The organism is Nitratireductor lacus, from assembly GCF_056431025.1.
Map to the genome: position 1 here is coordinate 14563 of NZ_JBWKMB010000035.1, position 15335 is coordinate 29897.

The following is a 15335-nucleotide window of genomic DNA, read 5'->3' on the forward strand; positions in this document are numbered from 1 at the left end:
CGCAGCGGACAACCGATTTCTTTCCTTTTTCTCCCGCATGACCTAAAGAAAAAGAATGGACCTGATCACCAAGCAACAAGACCTAGAAGCGGCGATTGCCGCATTCCAAAAATCCGATTTTGTCACCGTCGATACCGAGTTCATTCGCGAATCGACCTTCTGGCCCGAGCTGTGCCTGATCCAGATGGCCGCGCCCGGCGTCACCGCGCTCATCGATCCGCTGGCCGACGGGATCGACCTCAAGCCGTTCTTCGCGCTCATGGCCGATGAAAATATCGTCAAGGTGTTCCACGCCGCGCGGCAGGATGTCGAAATTGTCTACAATCTCGGCAGGCTTATTCCTCATCCGCTGTTCGATACCCAGGTGGCGGCATCCGTCTGCGGTTTCGGCGACAGTGTCTCCTACGACCAGCTCGTCTCCAGGATCACCGGGGCGCGCATCGACAAGTCGTCGCGGTTTACCGACTGGCGCCGCCGCCCGCTTTCCGACAAGCAGCTAAGCTACGCGCTTGCCGACGTCACGCATCTGATCGACGTGTACCAGCATCTCAAGACCGAGCTGGAACGCGAGGGCCGCGCGCACTGGCTCAATGAGGAAATGGCGGTTCTGACGGCACGCGAGACCTATGACCCGCATCCCGACGATGCCTGGAAGCGACTCAAGCTCCGGGTCAAGAAGCCTCTCGATTTCGCCATTCTCCAGCACGTCGCCGCCTGGCGCGAACGCGAAGCGCGCGAACGCAATGTGCCGCGTGGGCGTGTCATCAAGGACGACGCGATCTATGAAGTGGCACAGCAGCACCCGCGCGACAGCGAGGCGCTGGGGCGGCTTCGAACCATTCCCAAGGGATGGGAGCGTTCCGGTGCCGCCACCGGGCTGCTCGGCGCCGTCGCCAGAGCCATGGCGCTGCCCAAGGAAGATCTGCCGCGCCTGCCGCGCCCACCCCATGCACCCGAAGGTGCGGCCGCTGCCGCCGAACTGCTCAAGGTGCTCTTGAAGCTGGTGGCCGACAGGCAGGGCGTTGCACCGAAGATGCTTGCCTCGAGCGACGACATCGACCGCATCGCGGCCGATGGCGCGGATGCGGATGTCCCCGCCATGTCCGGCTGGCGGCGTGAGGTCTTCGGCAAGGAAGCGGTGAAACTGATAGAGGGCGAGCTTGCCCTTCGTTTCAACAATCGGAAGATCGAGGTTTTCGAGCCCGCCGACGCCCGCAGCGAGGCTGCGGAATAGGGGCACGGGTTGCGCTATCGGCGAAGACACCCACACTTCGGTCTGAGCCACCTTCTCCCCGCACGCGGCGAGAAGGTGGTTTTCAATACAAGCCGGCCTATTCCTTCGCCACTTCCAGCGCCAGGTTCAGACCCGTCACTTTCGCAAGATGTGCCATGCGACCAACCGGGCGCTCGCCCATCAGGGCTTCGTGCGATTTCGGGATCAGGAGAACCGTGGTGCCGTCTTCGCGCTTTTCCCATCTGAGCTTGGGAATGATGCCCGGCATCGAAGCCGTCAGCAGGTAGACCACGCGCAGAAGCCCGCCCAGTATCCGCGCCCGCTCGACATAACGCGGCGTTGCAAGCTGGCGCATGCGCGGCGAGAGCGCATCGTTGAACAGGCCCTCATGGCGGAAAAGATTCGCAAGCGCGATGAAGGCGCGGCCCGGATGGTCGATGCCGATGAAGGAGCCATGGGCGATGATGTTCAGCGATTGGGTGCCGCGATATTCCGGATGCGCGCGCCAGCCGATATCGGCCAGCAGACACGCCGCCCTGCGATAGCGCGCTTCTTCTTCCGTCTCTTCGATGCCGAGCGCCTCGAGAGCCGGCCCGCTCCATTCGGCCAGTTCACGCGCATGGGTCACCGAGCGCGAACGCAGCACGGCCAGTTCCTGCGCGGCCGAAAGCAGTGGATCGCGCCTGCGGTCTTCTTCTTCCAGAAGCGAGTAGAGATAGCCCTCGCGCACGCCGAGCGCCGAGAAGATAATTTTGGACGGGCTCGACGCCTTGATGATCTCCTGCAGCACCGTTGCGCCATAAGGCAGAAGCGTGCGGCGATTCTTGGAGATGTGGCTGATGCCTGCGAAACGATCGACACCACCGGCGACGCGCTTCAGAAAATCCACCGACTGCTCAATGTCCATCTCGTAATGGTGCATCACCTCGAGCGGATAGCCGGTTTCCAGCATGTGCAGGCGGGCGAGATTTCGCCATGTGCCACCCACGCAGTAGAATGGACGCCCGGCCCCGTCCTTCATCCACGGGGCGCGGGCCAGTTCATCGCGGGCGATGCGTGCCGCCCTGGTGACGGAATTCTTCGCCATCTCCTTCAGCCTCAGGCCACCGAGCGGCAGGGTGATGCCGTCGCCCATGTCGTAACCCTCGACCTCGACGAGTTCGAGACTGCCGCCGCCAAGGTCACCGACAATACCGTTCGGCTTGTGGAAGCCGGACATGATGCCGAAGGCGGAGTATTTCGCCTCCTCGCGGCCGGAAAGCACGCGAATGTCCGTGCCCAGAATGTCTTCGGCCCGATGGATGAAGTCCGGACCGTTTTTCGCCTCGCGTGCCGCGGCGGTCGCAAGCACATGGAGCGATTCAGCGCCCGCCTGCTCCGACAGCGCACGAAAGCGGCGAAATTCCTCCACCGCGCGCGTCACGCCTTCGGGGTCGAGTTCGCCCGTCGTGACGATGCTCTTGCCGAGGCCGGCCAGCATTTTTTCGTTGAACAACACGCTCGGAGAGCGCGCGACCCCCTCGTAGATCACGAGGCGAATCGAGTTTGACCCGATATCGATGACCGAAACGGGACGCCGGTCCTGAAGCCGGCCCTGAGATTCAGCTATGCCCAAAAGATGTGTCCGTCAGTCCGTTGGTGAAACGGCTTCGGCATCCACCTTCTTGCGCTTTTTGAAAGCGGCGATCCGCTTCGGCGCATGAGACTTCAAGGCATTGCCGCGACCGGATAGGCTCGGATTCGTCATGAAATATTCCTGAGCGTTGAACGGTTCTTCTCCCTCATCGGGCATAATGCGCCGAGAGGTGCCGTCGGGCAATACTTCAAAGCTTTGCTGGTTGTCCATGATGTTTCCGAGCATAATCTGCCCGAGAACCTGTTCATGCACCGTGGGATTGGTGATCGGCACCATGGTTTCCACCCGCCGGTCGAGATTGCGCGGCATGATATCGGCCGACGAAATATAGACCACCGCCTCGTCGGATGGCAGGCCGTGGCCATTGCCGAAACAGTAGATCCGGCTGTGTTCCAGGAAGCGGCCAACGATGGATTTCACACGGATACGCTCGGAAAGCCCCGGCACCTGCGGACGCAGACAACAGATGCCGCGCACCACCAGGTCGATCTCTACCCCCGCCTGCCCTGCTTCGTAGAGCGCGTCGATCACCAGCGGATCGACCAGCGAATTCATCTTCATCCAGATCTGGCCCGGGCGCCCCGCCTTCACATGGTCGATTTCCGCGCGGATATGGTCGAGCAGCCGGTTGCGCAGCGAGAAAGGCGATACGGCAATCCGCATTTCGCCATCGGGCTCGGCATAACCGGTGATAAAGTTGAACACCTGCGCCACGTCGCGCGCGATCTCAGGATCGTCCGTGAAATAGGACAGATCGGTGTAAATCCGCGCCGTGATCGGGTGGTAGTTGCCCGTTCCCAGATGGCAGTAATTGCGCAGCTTGCCTTCCTCGCGGCGCACCACGAGCGACATCTTCGCATGCGTCTTCAATTCGATGAAGCCGAACACCACCTGCACGCCTGCCCGCTCCAGATCGCGCGCCCAGCGGATGTTCGCTTCCTCGTCGAAGCGCGCTTTCAGTTCCACCAGCGCCGTGACCGACTTGCCCGCCTCGGACGCCTCGATAAGCGCCCGCACGATCGGGCTGTCGTTTGAGGTTCGGTAAAGCGTCTGCTTGATCGCCACCACTTCCGGGTCCTGCGAGGCCTGGCGCAGGAACTGCACCACCACGTCGAAGGATTCATAAGGGTGATGGACGATCAGGTCCTTCTCGCGGATCGCCGCGAAACAGTCGCCATTGTGTTCGCGGATGCGTTCTGGAAAGCGCGGATTGTAGGGCTGGAACAGAAGGTCCTCGCGCGGCACCTTCACAATCTCGGAAATCTGGTTGATGGCCAGGGGCCGCTCCAGAACGGTGATGCGGTTTTCGGCAACACCCAGCTCGCTTGCGACAAAGTCGCGTAAGCCTTCCGGCATCTCATTGTCGAACTCGATGCGGATCACGGAGCCCCGGCGGCGGCGCTTCAGGGCCGATTCGAACAGACGCACAAGGTCCTCGGCCTCTTCCTCAACCTCGATATCGCTGTCGCGGATGATGCGGAACGTGCCGGAGCCAATCACCTGATAGCGTGGGAAGAGTTTGCCGATGAACAGGCTGACGACATCTTCGAGCGTGATGAAACGGACCGTGCCGCTGCGATCGGGCAACTGGATGAACCGCTTGAGCGCAACGGGCAGGCGCAAAAGCGCCGTCATCGGCTCCAGTTCCCCTTCGTGCTGCAGTTCGAGCGCGATGGAGAAACCGAGGTTCGGAATGAAGGGAAACGGGTGCGCCGGGTCGATGGAAAGCGGGGTCAGAACCGGAAAAATCGCTTCCATGAAATGGTCTTCCAGCCATTTCATGTCAGATTGATTCAAGGCGTCGGCACGAACAAGTTCAATCCCCTCCCCGCCCAGGAGCGCGAGAAGCGCATTCAGGCTGTCGTGCTGGTCGATCTGCAGCCGCGCCACCTCGCGCAGCACATGTTCAAGCTGCTCTTCGGGGGTGCGGCCATCGGCGCTGCGCGTGGCGATGTGCTCGCGCACCTGACCGGCGAGACCGGCAACACGCACCATGAAGAACTCATCCAGATTATCGGCGGAGATCGACAGGAAGCGCAGACGTTCCAGAAGGGGATGGTTTTCGTTCTGTGCCTCGTCCAGAACCCGCCTGTTGAACTGGAGCCAGGAAAATTCACGGTTGACGAAACGGTCCGGGCTGGCGCCGGCGATTTCATCGGCAGCGCCCGTCTCCAGAGAAAACTCGTTCCGAACCGGCTTCAGTTCATTCATGATCTCACTCACGCCTTTCCAGCCACATGACGCAATTCGCTTGCCGCCAGACTATCTGGTGACATGGTTTTGCGACAGTTTCATATCACAGGCTTGCAAAGATGCAGTTTATGCTACAAACGCACACAAGTTCCAACGCATTCCAGGCGGGAGACGATGATGGCCGGATCAGCCATTCCCCATTTCCAGAACACCAGCGGACACGAGGCGATCGAAATCGGCGTGAAGGAATTCATGTGCGTCGGCGCCAATCCGCCCTTCGATCATCCGCATGTGTTCATCGACATGGGCGACGAAAACGAGCGGGTCTGCCCCTATTGCTCGACGCTTTATCGCTACAATCCAGCACTGAAGGCTTCCGATACGAAGCCCGAGGGCTGCCTCTTCGACGAAGCGGCCTGATCGGCCCCACAGGCCGATGACGGACGCTCCCCGCGCAATCATCGTCGGGGCCGGCATTGCCGGCCTGACGGCTGCGCTCGCCATGGCGCGACGGGGATTGCCCGTACGCATTTACGAGCGCGCGCCTGAACTGACCGAGGTCGGTGCAGGCCTGCAGCTTTCTCCCAACGCGACACGCCTCCTTGCGCGCCTCGGCGTGCTCGACGCACTCGGCGACCGCGCCGTACGCCCGCAGGCCGTGGAGCTCAAAAAGGCCGATGGCCTTTCCTCCCTCGCCAGCGTCCCTCTGGGTGCCGCAGCCAAGACACGCTGGGGCGCGCCCTATCTGGTGGCGCATCGCGCGGACCTGCAGAGCGCGCTTCTTCAGCGCGCGCAGAGCGAATCGCAGATCGAGATCGTCACCGGAGCCTTCGCCGAAAAAGCCGAGTTCCATAAGGATGGCGGCGTGCGCCTCCGTGTAGAGCGGAACGGCGCTGCCGAGGAGATCCACACGCCGCTTCTGATCGCCGGCGATGGCGTATGGTCGCATCTGCGCCGCCTCGTTCGCACTGCGGTGCGCAGCCGTTTCACCGGCTATATTGCCTGGCGCGCGACGCTTCCCGTCGAGCAGGCGCTGGCGGCCGGCAACGGCGCGCTTGAGGCTGACAGGGTGACCGCCTTCATGCATCCGGCGTTTCATCTCGTCGCCTACCCGATCAGTGGCGGGGCCGCGATCAACCTCGTTGCCATTCTCCCGGGCGAAGTGCCGCTCAATGCCTGGGCGCAGGATGCGGACGATGCGCCGCTGAAAAAGGTTCTTGCCAGGGCCAGTCCCGCTCTCGGCCGGCTTGCTGCAGCAGATGGTGCCTCCTGGACGGTCTGGCCGGTTCACGCGGTCAACCCAGCCGACGCATGGACCAGTCCGCAGGGGCTTGCGCTGATTGGCGATGCGGCCCACGCGGTTCCCCCCTTTGCCGCGCAGGGCGCCGGTATGGCCATTGAGGATGCGGTGGTGCTCGCCAATTTCCTGGCCCTCCACCGGGCCAATCCCGCCACGGCCCTTGCCGCCTATGAAGCGATCCGCAAGCCGCGCGTGACCCGGGTTGCCCGCCGCGGCGCCTTCAACCGCTTCACATGGCACGCGGGCGGCCCCGTGGCATTTGCGCGTGACATGATCCTGAAGGCGCGCAGCGAAGATGCCCTGATGGCGGATTTCGACTGGCTCTACGGTTTCGACGCCGAAACGGAAGGCCAGGAGCGGTAGAGCATCGGACCGAAAAGTGGAATCCGGTTTTCGGTTTATTCCGATGCTCCATTTATGGTTTAGATCGTCCTTTGTGCGTCCGGACGGACGCACGGCGATCTATTGCATCGGACCGAAAAGTGGAATCCGGTTTTCGGTTTATTCCGATGCTCCATTTATGGTTTAGATCGTCCTTTGTGCGTCCGGACGGACGCACGGCGATCTATTGCATCGGACCGAAAAGTGGAATCCGGTTTTCGGTTTATTCCGATGCTCCATTTATGGTTTAGATCGTCCTTTATGTGTCCGGACGGACGCACGGCGATCTAGCCGGCCTGGCCTGCCCGCCGCCTCTCCACATGCAGAACGCTGCGCTCCCTGAACGAGGCGCGGCGTTCGTGTTTTCAGCCCTTTGCCGGACGATCAGTGCAGGATCTGCGAGAGGAACAGCTTGGTGCGTTCGTGCTGCGGATGGTCAAAGAACTCCGCCGGGGTGTTCTGCTCCACGATCTGGCCCTGATCCATGAAGATCACCCGGTTGGCCACCTGGCGGGCAAAGCCCATCTCGTGGGTGACGCAGATCATGGTCATCCCCTCTTCGGCGAGATCCACCATGGTATCGAGCACTTCCTTGATCATCTCCGGGTCCAGAGCCGAGGTCGGCTCATCGAAGAGCATGATGCGCGGGTTCATGCACAGCGCGCGGGCAATCGCCACACGCTGCTGCTGACCGCCCGAAAGCTGGCCAGGATACTTTTTCGCCTGCTCCGGGATCTTCACCCGCTCCAGGAAATGCATCGCGGTCGCCTCGGCTTCCTTCTTGGGCGTCTTGCGCACCCAGATCGGAGCCAGCGTGCAGTTCTCCAGAATGGTCAGATGCGGGAACAGGTTGAAGTGCTGGAACACCATGCCGACTTCGCGCCGTACCTCGTCGATCTTTTTCAGATCGTTGGTGAGTTCGATGCCGTCAACGACGATCTTGCCCTTCTGGTGCTCCTCCAGCCGGTTGATGCAGCGGATCATGGTGGATTTGCCCGAGCCGGATGGCCCGCAGACGACGATGCGCTCGCCGCGCATCACCCTGAGATTGATGTCTTTCAGTACATGAAAATCACCATACCATTTGTGCATGCCGACAATGTCGATGGCGACATCGGTGTCGGAGATCTGCATCTTGCTTCGGTCTGCGCGGAGCTCTTCGGCTCTGACGGCGTTTTCCTTTGCCATTTGTTGTTTCCCCTTGGCCCACGGGCCTAGCGTTTGTGGCCGGTATCGAGCCGGCGTTCCATGAAGATTGAATAGCGCGACATGCCGAAGCAGAACAGCCAGAACACGAAGCCGGCAAACACCAGGCCGGTCATCGGCGTCTGGGGCGATGCCCAGTTCGCGTCCGCAAAGTTCTGCCGCACGGCTCCCAGAAGATCGAACATGCCGATGATGTAGACCAGGCTCGTATCCTTGAAGAGGCCGATGAAGGTGTTGACGATGCCTGGAATGACCAGCTTGATCGCCTGAGGAAGAACGACAAGGTTCATCTTCTTCCAGAAGCTCAGGCCCAGCGCATCGGCGCCCTCATACTGCCCTTTCGGAATTGCCTGCAGGCCGCCGCGGATGACTTCCGCCATATAGGCCGATGCAAACAGCGCCACGCCGACCAGCGCCCGCAGAAGCTTGTCGAACGATGTTCCCGGCGGCAGGAAGAGCGGCAGCATGACGCTCGCCATGAACAGGATCGTGATCAGCGGCACGCCGCGAATTGTCTCAATGAAGACAATGCAGACAAGCTTCACCACCGGCATTTGCGACCGGCGGCCAAGCGCCAGAAGAATGCCGAGCGGAAAAGAGACCGCGATACCCACATAGGCAAGCACCAGCGTCACCAGAAGCCCGCCCCAGAGCGGCGTCGGCACCGGCCGAAGCCCGAACGCGCCGCCCGAGAGAAGGAAGAAACCGACAATCGGGAAAACGACGAACAGAAGGATGGCGTTCAGCCCCTTGCGCGGAACGCTCGGGAGCAGGAGCGGCACCAGAAGCGCCACGAACAGAAAGCCCGTCAGGTAAACGCGCCAGCGTTCGTCGATTGGATAGCGCCCGAACATGAACTGCTGGAATTTGGCGTCCACAAAGGCCCAGCATGCGCCTGACCAGCCTTCCGGCTGGGTACCGCCCTGCACCACGGTGGCACAGACAGACCGGTCCGCCCCTGTCCACTGGGCATCGATAAAGGCCCACTGGATCACCGGCGGAACGATCATCACGATCAGCGCAATGCCGAGGATCGTGAAAATCGTGTCCGTCATGTTGGCGAACAGGTTTTTGCGCAGCCACGAAACAGGGCCATGGTCCGAGACAGGCGGTTTCTGACTGGCCACCATCTCGGCGCGAACGAAGGAAAGATCGTGTTCTTGCATCCTACCGCTCCACCAGCGCCATGCGCGCATTATACCAGTTCATCAGGGCAGCCGTACCGAGACTGAGCCCGAGATAGACGACGAGCCAGATCGCAACGACCTCGATGGCCTGCCCGGTCTGATTGAGGGTCGTCCCGCCCGTGGCAACGAGATCGGGATATCCGATCGCCACCGCCAGCGACGAGTTCTTGGTCAGGTTCAGATACTGGCTGGTCAGCGGCGGAATGATGATCCGCAGTGCCTGCGGTATGATCACCAGCCGCATGGACTGCCCGGACCGCAGGCCCAGTGCCTGCGCGGCCTCGCTCTGGCCATGGCTGACACCCAGCACCCCGGCGCGCACGATCTCGGCGATAAACGCGGCCGTATAGAATGACAGGGCCAGGTAGAGTGCCAGAAACTCCGGCCGCACCTGAATGCCGCCGCGCAGATTGAACGTCGACAGTTCCGGAAACTCGAAGCTCAGCGGAAAACCGGTCACGACAAACGCAAGAAGCGGCAGCCCGACAATCAGCCCGGCGCCGGTCCAGAACACCGGGAACTGCTCGCCCGTCGCCATCTGTCGTCGGTGCGCCCAGCGGCGCACGAAGAAGGTGAAGACGATGCCGAGAACGAGACCGACCAGAACGAGCCAGGCGCCCTCGCCCCACAGGAAGCGCGGGAAATAAAACCCGCGGCTGTTGAGATAGGAACCGAGCGGCAGGCCGATGCTGTCGCGCGGCAGCGGCAGCACGGAAAGAACGCCGAAATACCAGAAGAAAATCACCAGCAGCGGCGGAATGTTGCGAAACACCTCGACATAAACGAGGCAGATGCGGTTGATCAGCCAGTTCTTCGACAGACGGCCGATGCCGATGATGAAGCCGATAATCGTTGCCGTGATGATCCCGACAACCGCCACGCGCAGCGTGTTCAGGAACCCGACGAAGAGCGCGCGCCCATAGGTGGAATCGGAGGAATATTCGACGAGACTGTCGCCAATGTCGAAGCCGGCGCGCCCCTGCAGGAAAGCGAAGCCGGATGCGATGTTGGCACGTTGAAGATTTGCTGTCGTGTTGCCGATGATCCAGTAGATCAGGGCAATCAGGCCGGCAAATACAAGGACTTGATAGGCAATTCCTCGAACGCGCGGATCATAGAAGAGCGGCACACGAGGCGCCGCGCCCTCCACAGTTGTTTGCGGGGTGGCCATGGCTATCCTCACCAGGAATGGTGAAAGGCGGCGCGAACCGCCTCTCACGCACTATGTTGACGGGAACCGATCAGCGGATCGGCATACCGTACTGAAGGCCGCCCTTGGTCCACAGGGCGTTGATCCCGCGCGAGATTTTCAGTGGGCTGTCAGCACCCACATTGCGCTCGAAAATCTCACCGTAATTGCCCACATGCTTGATCGCACGCACGGCGAAGTCATTGGTCAGACCAAGGTCGGTGCCAAGCTTGGTGCCATCTTCGGTGCCCAGCAGACGGCGCACCTCGGGGTTGTTAGAGCCCATCTTCTCGTCGAGATTGGCCTGGCTGATGCCCAGCTCTTCCGCGTTGACCAGCGCGTAATAGACCCACTTGACGATGTCGAACCACTGGTCGTCGCCATGGCGCACCGCCGGACCGAGCGGCTCCTTGGAGATGATTTCGGGCAGAACGATGTGATCATCCGGATTGGAGAGGTTTAAGCGCACCGCATAAAGACCGGACTGGTCGGTCGTGTAGACGTCGCAGCGCCCCGCATCATAGGCCGCGTTCACCTCTTCGAACTTCTCGAAAACAACAGGGCTGTACTCCATGTTGTTGGCCTTGAAGTAGTCGGCGAGGTTCAGCTCCGTGGTCGTGCCGGCCTGCACGCAGACCGCAGCGCCCGAAAGCTGAAGCGCGGAGTTGATGCCCTCGAGCTTCTTCTGGTTGATCATGAAGCCCTGACCGTCATAGTACGTGACGCCGGCGAAGTTGAGGCCGAGCGCCGTGTCGCGGCTGATCGTCCAGGTGGTGTTGCGCGAAAGCACGTCAACCTCGCCCGACTGCAGCGCCGTAAAGCGGTCTTTGGCGGAAAGCGGGGTGAACTGGACTGCGTCCGGATCGTCAAAGATTGCGGCGGCAACGGCGCGGCAGAAATCCACGTCGAGGCCCTTCCAGTTGCCCTGGTCGTCCGGCGCGCTGAAACCGATCAGGCCGGTGTTGACGCCGCACTGGACGTGGCCTTTCGCCTTCACGTCATCCAGCGTGGCTGCCGAAGCCGGCGCTGCCATCATCGCGATCGCGGCCGAGCCGAGCAACGCTTTGACAATTTTTTTCATGATTACGGACCCTTTTTTCTGTGTTCGGGCTTATCCCCTGACATTTTCAGTGCGGAAGCAGGCGAATGTCCCGTACACCCCAAAAGGAGTGCCGGCCCGGAAACGGGCGGACACGCGCTTCCTCTCCCACGCACTGGTCCCATCGAATGCCATAAATCCGTTTGGGTCAAGAGAGAAAGACCCTTGCTCCAGAAGCAAAAGCGCGCTCCATCCCCGGTTGACGGGTCGCCGACAATGGCGTTCCATCCGGCATCCTCCGCGCCCCGTTTCAGGGGATTTCTTCCCCCCGGAGCCCCCGGGAGCCCCCGGGCGCGCGCCACAGACAATCAAGCGACAGGTCCCATGAACGACAAGAACAAGACTAAAGTCGGAGACAACACGCGGCTTGCCCATATCGGCAACAACCCGCGCGCGTTCTACGGTTTCGTCAACCCGCCGGTGGTACACGCGTCGACGGTGCTCTTTCCCGACGCCGAGACCATGGCCTCGCGCAACCAGAAATACACATACGGGACCCGCGGCACGCCCACGACCGATGCGCTGGCAGCAGCGATGAACGAGTTGGAAGGCGCTGCCGGCACCGTCATCGTGCCGTCGGGCCTTGCAGCCGTCACCGTTCCGCTGCTCGCCTTCCTGTCTGCCGGCGACCACGTGCTGATTGTCGATTCGGTCTATCACCCGACCCGGCATTTCGCCGATACGATGCTCACCCGGCTCGGCGTGGAAGTGACCTACTACGACCCGGCTGTGGATGCTGGCATTGGCGCGCTGATGCAACCCAACACCAAAGTGGTCCTTACCGAGGCTCCGGGTTCCGGAACGTTCGAAATGCAGGACATCCCCGCCATCGTCGAGGTGGCGCACCGCGGCGGGGCCATTGTCATGATGGACAACACCTGGGCAACCCCACTCTTCTTCCGGCCGCTCGACCACGGGGTCGACATCTCCATTCAGGCCGCCACCAAGTATCCGGCAGGGCATTCAGACATTCTTCTGGGAACGGTTTCGGCCAACGAGGCCTGCTTCGAGCGCCTGCTCGAAACCCATGGCGCTCTCGGCATCTGTGCCGCGCCCGACGATGTCTACCAGGTGCTGCGCGGCCTGCGGACCATGGGCGTGCGTCTCGAACGCCATCAGCAGAGTGCACTCGCGCTGGCGCGCTGGCTGGAGGGACAGAAGGGCGTTGCCCGCGTTCTCCACCCGGCGCTCGAATCGCACCCCGGCCACACGATCTGGAAGCGCGATTTCTCCGGCGCCAGCGGTCTCTTCTCCATCGTGCTCGATGGCGGCGGCCAGACGCAGGCCCATGCGTTTCTGGACGCCCTGAAATATTTCGGTCTCGGCTATTCCTGGGGCGGCTATGAGAGCCTTGCCGTGCACGTGCAGCTCAACGACCGCACGGTCGCGCACGCTCCGAAGGAAGGCCCCGTCATGCGTCTGCAGATCGGCCTTGAAGATGTGGAAGACCTGAAGGCCGATCTCGCCGGCGCCCTCGCCGCAGCCGCGAAGGCCTGACCGGCACAGGAACACACCCCCGCAGCACGCTCCGGCGGTCAAACCGGGGCGTGCTCCTCCCCACGCTCCCCTTCCCGGCTTGACCGGCCAGGGAATGATCCTGGCGCGTCATGATCGGATGAGCGTGTTCGAAACATCTGCAGTGCGATTTCATCGTTGATGCGCGCGAACGCTTCGGCTATGAAGGCCACGCGCTGGCGCTTCGCCGCCTCCGCCACGGCCAGCACCCGTAGCTCAGCTGGATAGAGCGCTGCCCTCCGAAGGCAGAGGTCACAGGTTCGAATCCTGTCGGGTGCGCCAAATACCGCCGATTACCCTCTACAATACGCTATAGTCGCCGAGCGTACGCCCTTGCATCTTGCAGAGGACGGCCCGCGCGCAGAAAAGCGTAGAAACGGCGGCGTTCGGCGGTGAAAAAGTTCGTATCTCGTCCGGTCGAATGATTATCGTTACAAGGACATTGCGTAGCGGTCGCACACGGCAGGTGCGGACGACCCGATCGGTTAGATGCGGTCAAACACCGAGCCCATCCGCGGGCTGAAGAGCCGTTCGTATGTGCGCAGCAGGAAACCGTCGGTCATTCCGGAAACGTGGTCGCAGATCACGCGCATCTTCTCGTCGGCAGCCTCGTAGCGAGCCTTGGTGCTTTCTGGAAGCAGTGACTTGGGATCGGTCGCCAGCGCCTCGAACACGGCTACCACCATGTTCTGGCCCTTGAATTCGAGCTGCTGGACACGGGCGCTCCTAATCACTTTCTCCTTCACCGCCTTCTTCAGAGTGTTGAGGAAGGTGCTTTGCGGCTCGGGAAGATCCACCCGATAGCGCAGAAGCGGCGTCTCGAAGCCCTCTTCCGCCCTGATCCGGACCGAGGTGATGAGGTGTGTCACCATCCTGCCAATGTTTCGCTTGCGCGTCGCATCGTCACTCAGGGCCTTAACAAGGCCGGCATAGACGTCATTGCCGAAGTCCTCGCGAGTCTGGATGTAGTCGAGGAAACTCCTGCAAGATTCCTCGGGCAAAGCGGAAGCGAGGTCGTCGGCGTCCATGAGACCCATGGTTAGTGCGTCCTCAAGGTCGTGCACCCCGAAGGCGATATCGTCGGCGAGGTCCATGATGCTACAATCGAACGACTTGTGCTTGGTCTTGCCATGGTCGCCCTCAACCGGCTCCCAGGCCGTGAACAGGTCCCGCTCAACCCGGGGCACAGGGTCGAGCAGCCAGTCCACCACATCCGACTCGCTGTTGAGATAGCACTTGGGCGGACGGCAGGCCTTCCGGTTGATGAGGCGCACTACCGATGCGCCGCCTAGTAGCGCTGGCGTCAACTTTTCGTCTGTGCTGCGGACCGCGCTCATCGGCGCCGGATATTTTAGCACGCCAAGAAGAGATCGGCGGGAAAGATTGGCGCCATTACTGGCCGAGAATTTCTCAAGGCGGCTGAGGATGCGCAGGGTCTGGCCGTTACCCTCGAACCCACCATCGCCTCGCATGGCGTAGTGGAGCGCGACCTCGCCGCCATGCCCGAAAGGGGGATGGCCGAGGTCATGCGTCGCGCCGATCGCTTGGATCATGGTAAGATTAGGAATCCACGGCGAGGCCTCGTGGTCGGGGAAGTCTTTCTTCAGCTGGAGCGCGATTCCGCCCGCTACCTGAGCCACCTCGATCGAGTGTGTAAGCCGGTTCCGGTAGAAGTCAGAGTCGCCAAGATTGAGTATTTGGGTCTTGCCTTGCAGGCGCCGGAACGATGACGAATGGATAATGCGCCCATAATCGGTAGCGGCCGCATCGCGAGCGTCGGACGTGCTCGGCTTCCACCCCTCGCGACGCGCTCCCCAGATATTGGCGTTGGGGTCGAAGATCATCGGCTTCAAGTCGTTCTTTTCCCAGAGATGCTGCTAGAAGACGAAATTCAGCTGCGGCGACTGTCTGCTGGCCTCACGGGACCACACCCACGCGTCGAATTCTCGCCGAGAAATAGAAAGCAGGTCCGCTGCAAAACAGAACACGTTCTTTAAGAATTCATACGCGTCGTTATTAACTCCCGATCTTAACGCAAAGGTTCTAATATGGCGATCCACTGCAATAGACTCAATTCCTACCAAACAAGCCATGTAGTCGATTGTCTTGGGCCCTACACCATTCAATGATTGGAGGTCGGCACAGAACGGTTCAGACTTGAGCGCTGTGCGCATGTCGTCTGTGGTGTCCACCTTTGCCCTATGGAGAAAGCAGACGAGGCGCTCAAAGCGCTCTATCTTGGTCGGATGCTGCCAGTTGAGCAGATGCGCCGTACTGCCCTTCTCAACGAGATAGCTGAGTGGCCTGCTGCCGGTTTCGTGGACACCGAGATAAGGTGTTTTTGACGAAACCGGAGTTTGTGAATGCAGAGAAGGAAGTTTAGCCGCGAGTTCAA

General features: G+C 61.2%; 12 protein-coding genes and 1 tRNA gene. 5 read left to right on the forward strand and 8 right to left on the reverse strand.

Features of this window, described 5'->3' with window-relative positions:
• Nucleotides 1-55 precede the first annotated feature (55 nt).
• Nucleotides 56-1234 (forward strand): ribonuclease D, encoded by a 1179-nt coding sequence (gene rnd / locus AC07E3_RS20485; RefSeq protein ID WP_478364507.1) that lies wholly within the window; start codon nucleotides 56-58, stop codon nucleotides 1232-1234.
• 97 nt (nucleotides 1235-1331) lie between these two features.
• Here rnd and ppx read toward each other — a convergent pair whose 3' ends face one another.
• On the reverse strand, nucleotides 1332-2849 hold the full coding sequence (gene ppx, locus AC07E3_RS20490) for an exopolyphosphatase (protein ID WP_478364509.1): 1518 nt from the start codon (nucleotides 2847-2849) through the stop codon (nucleotides 1332-1334).
• Nucleotides 2850-2861: 12 nt separating this feature from the next.
• Entirely contained in the window at nucleotides 2862-5081 is a 2220-nt protein-coding gene (locus AC07E3_RS20495; protein WP_336065453.1) for an RNA degradosome polyphosphate kinase, read from the reverse strand.
• Nucleotides 5082-5240: 159 nt separating this feature from the next.
• On the opposite strand from AC07E3_RS20495, the gene AC07E3_RS20500 reads away from it, so the two are divergent.
• Nucleotides 5241-5483 carry a zinc-finger domain-containing protein gene (locus AC07E3_RS20500; protein ID WP_025030809.1) on the forward strand — a complete coding sequence of 81 codons (243 nt, stop codon included), beginning with the start codon at nucleotides 5241-5243 and terminating at the stop codon, nucleotides 5481-5483.
• Nucleotides 5484-5499: 16 nt separating this feature from the next.
• Nucleotides 5500-6726 (forward strand): FAD-dependent monooxygenase, encoded by a 1227-nt coding sequence (locus AC07E3_RS20505; protein ID WP_478364512.1) that lies wholly within the window; start codon nucleotides 5500-5502, stop codon nucleotides 6724-6726.
• A gap of 402 nt (nucleotides 6727-7128) precedes the next feature.
• On the opposite strand, the gene AC07E3_RS20510 is transcribed toward AC07E3_RS20505, so the two are convergent.
• The 4 genes from AC07E3_RS20510 to AC07E3_RS20525 all read right to left on the reverse strand — a co-directional run bounded on the left by AC07E3_RS20510 (nucleotide 7129) and on the right by AC07E3_RS20525 (nucleotide 11407).
• Nucleotides 7129-7932 carry an amino acid ABC transporter ATP-binding protein gene (locus tag AC07E3_RS20510; RefSeq protein ID WP_336065461.1) on the reverse strand — a complete coding sequence of 268 codons (804 nt, stop codon included), beginning with the start codon at nucleotides 7930-7932 and terminating at the stop codon, nucleotides 7129-7131.
• 26 nt (nucleotides 7933-7958) lie between these two features.
• Nucleotides 7959-9116, reverse strand: coding sequence for an amino acid ABC transporter permease (locus AC07E3_RS20515; RefSeq protein WP_336065463.1), 1158 nt, complete (start codon nucleotides 9114-9116; stop codon nucleotides 7959-7961).
• Between the two features lies 1 nt (nucleotide 9117).
• The gene (locus AC07E3_RS20520) at nucleotides 9118-10308 is read right to left on the reverse strand and encodes an amino acid ABC transporter permease (protein WP_336065465.1); all 1191 of its coding nucleotides are present in this window, start codon (nucleotides 10306-10308) and stop codon (nucleotides 9118-9120) included.
• A 70-nt stretch (nucleotides 10309-10378) separates the two neighbouring features.
• Nucleotides 10379-11407 carry an amino acid ABC transporter substrate-binding protein gene (locus tag AC07E3_RS20525; protein ID WP_336065468.1) on the reverse strand — a complete coding sequence of 343 codons (1029 nt, stop codon included), beginning with the start codon at nucleotides 11405-11407 and terminating at the stop codon, nucleotides 10379-10381.
• A gap of 342 nt (nucleotides 11408-11749) precedes the next feature.
• Here AC07E3_RS20525 and AC07E3_RS20530 point away from each other — a divergent pair, with 342 nt between their 5' ends.
• Both AC07E3_RS20530 and AC07E3_RS20535 read left to right on the forward strand, forming a co-directional pair.
• Entirely contained in the window at nucleotides 11750-12922 is a 1173-nt protein-coding gene (locus AC07E3_RS20530; protein ID WP_336065470.1) for a cystathionine beta-lyase, read from the forward strand.
• Nucleotides 12923-13145: 223 nt separating this feature from the next.
• Nucleotides 13146-13222, forward strand: a tRNA-Arg gene (locus tag AC07E3_RS20535).
• Between the two features lie 203 nt (nucleotides 13223-13425).
• Here the strand turns inward: AC07E3_RS20535 and AC07E3_RS20540 are convergent.
• Both AC07E3_RS20540 and AC07E3_RS20545 read right to left on the reverse strand, forming a co-directional pair.
• On the reverse strand, nucleotides 13426-14784 hold the full coding sequence (locus tag AC07E3_RS20540) for an anti-phage deoxyguanosine triphosphatase (protein WP_478364518.1): 1359 nt from the start codon (nucleotides 14782-14784) through the stop codon (nucleotides 13426-13428).
• Between the two features lie 33 nt (nucleotides 14785-14817).
• Nucleotides 14818-15335, reverse strand: a 518-nt coding sequence (locus tag AC07E3_RS20545) for a hypothetical protein (RefSeq protein ID WP_478364516.1), incomplete at its 5' end; no start/stop codon positions are given.

Bases quoted from the DNA above. Each gene is read 5' to 3' on its own strand.
- AC07E3_RS20505 (WP_478364512.1), top strand. From the start codon at position 5,500: ATGACGGACGCTCCCCGCGCAATCATCGTCGGGGCCGGCATTGCCGGC.
- AC07E3_RS20530 (WP_336065470.1), top strand. From the start codon at position 11,750: ATGAACGACAAGAACAAGACTAAAGTCGGAGACAACACGCGGCTTGCC.
- rnd (WP_478364507.1), top strand. From the start codon at position 56: ATGGACCTGATCACCAAGCAACAAGACCTAGAAGCGGCGATTGCCGCA.
- AC07E3_RS20510 (WP_336065461.1), bottom strand. From the start codon at position 7,932: ATGGCAAAGGAAAACGCCGTCAGAGCCGAAGAGCTCCGCGCAGACCGA.
- AC07E3_RS20495 (WP_336065453.1), bottom strand. From the start codon at position 5,081: ATGAATGAACTGAAGCCGGTTCGGAACGAGTTTTCTCTGGAGACGGGC.
- AC07E3_RS20540 (WP_478364518.1), bottom strand. From the start codon at position 14,784: ATGATCTTCGACCCCAACGCCAATATCTGGGGAGCGCGTCGCGAGGGG.
- AC07E3_RS20500 (WP_025030809.1), top strand. From the start codon at position 5,241: ATGGCCGGATCAGCCATTCCCCATTTCCAGAACACCAGCGGACACGAG.
- AC07E3_RS20525 (WP_336065468.1), bottom strand. From the start codon at position 11,407: ATGAAAAAAATTGTCAAAGCGTTGCTCGGCTCGGCCGCGATCGCGATG.
- AC07E3_RS20515 (WP_336065463.1), bottom strand. From the start codon at position 9,116: ATGCAAGAACACGATCTTTCCTTCGTTCGCGCCGAGATGGTGGCCAGT.
- AC07E3_RS20520 (WP_336065465.1), bottom strand. From the start codon at position 10,308: ATGGCCACCCCGCAAACAACTGTGGAGGGCGCGGCGCCTCGTGTGCCG.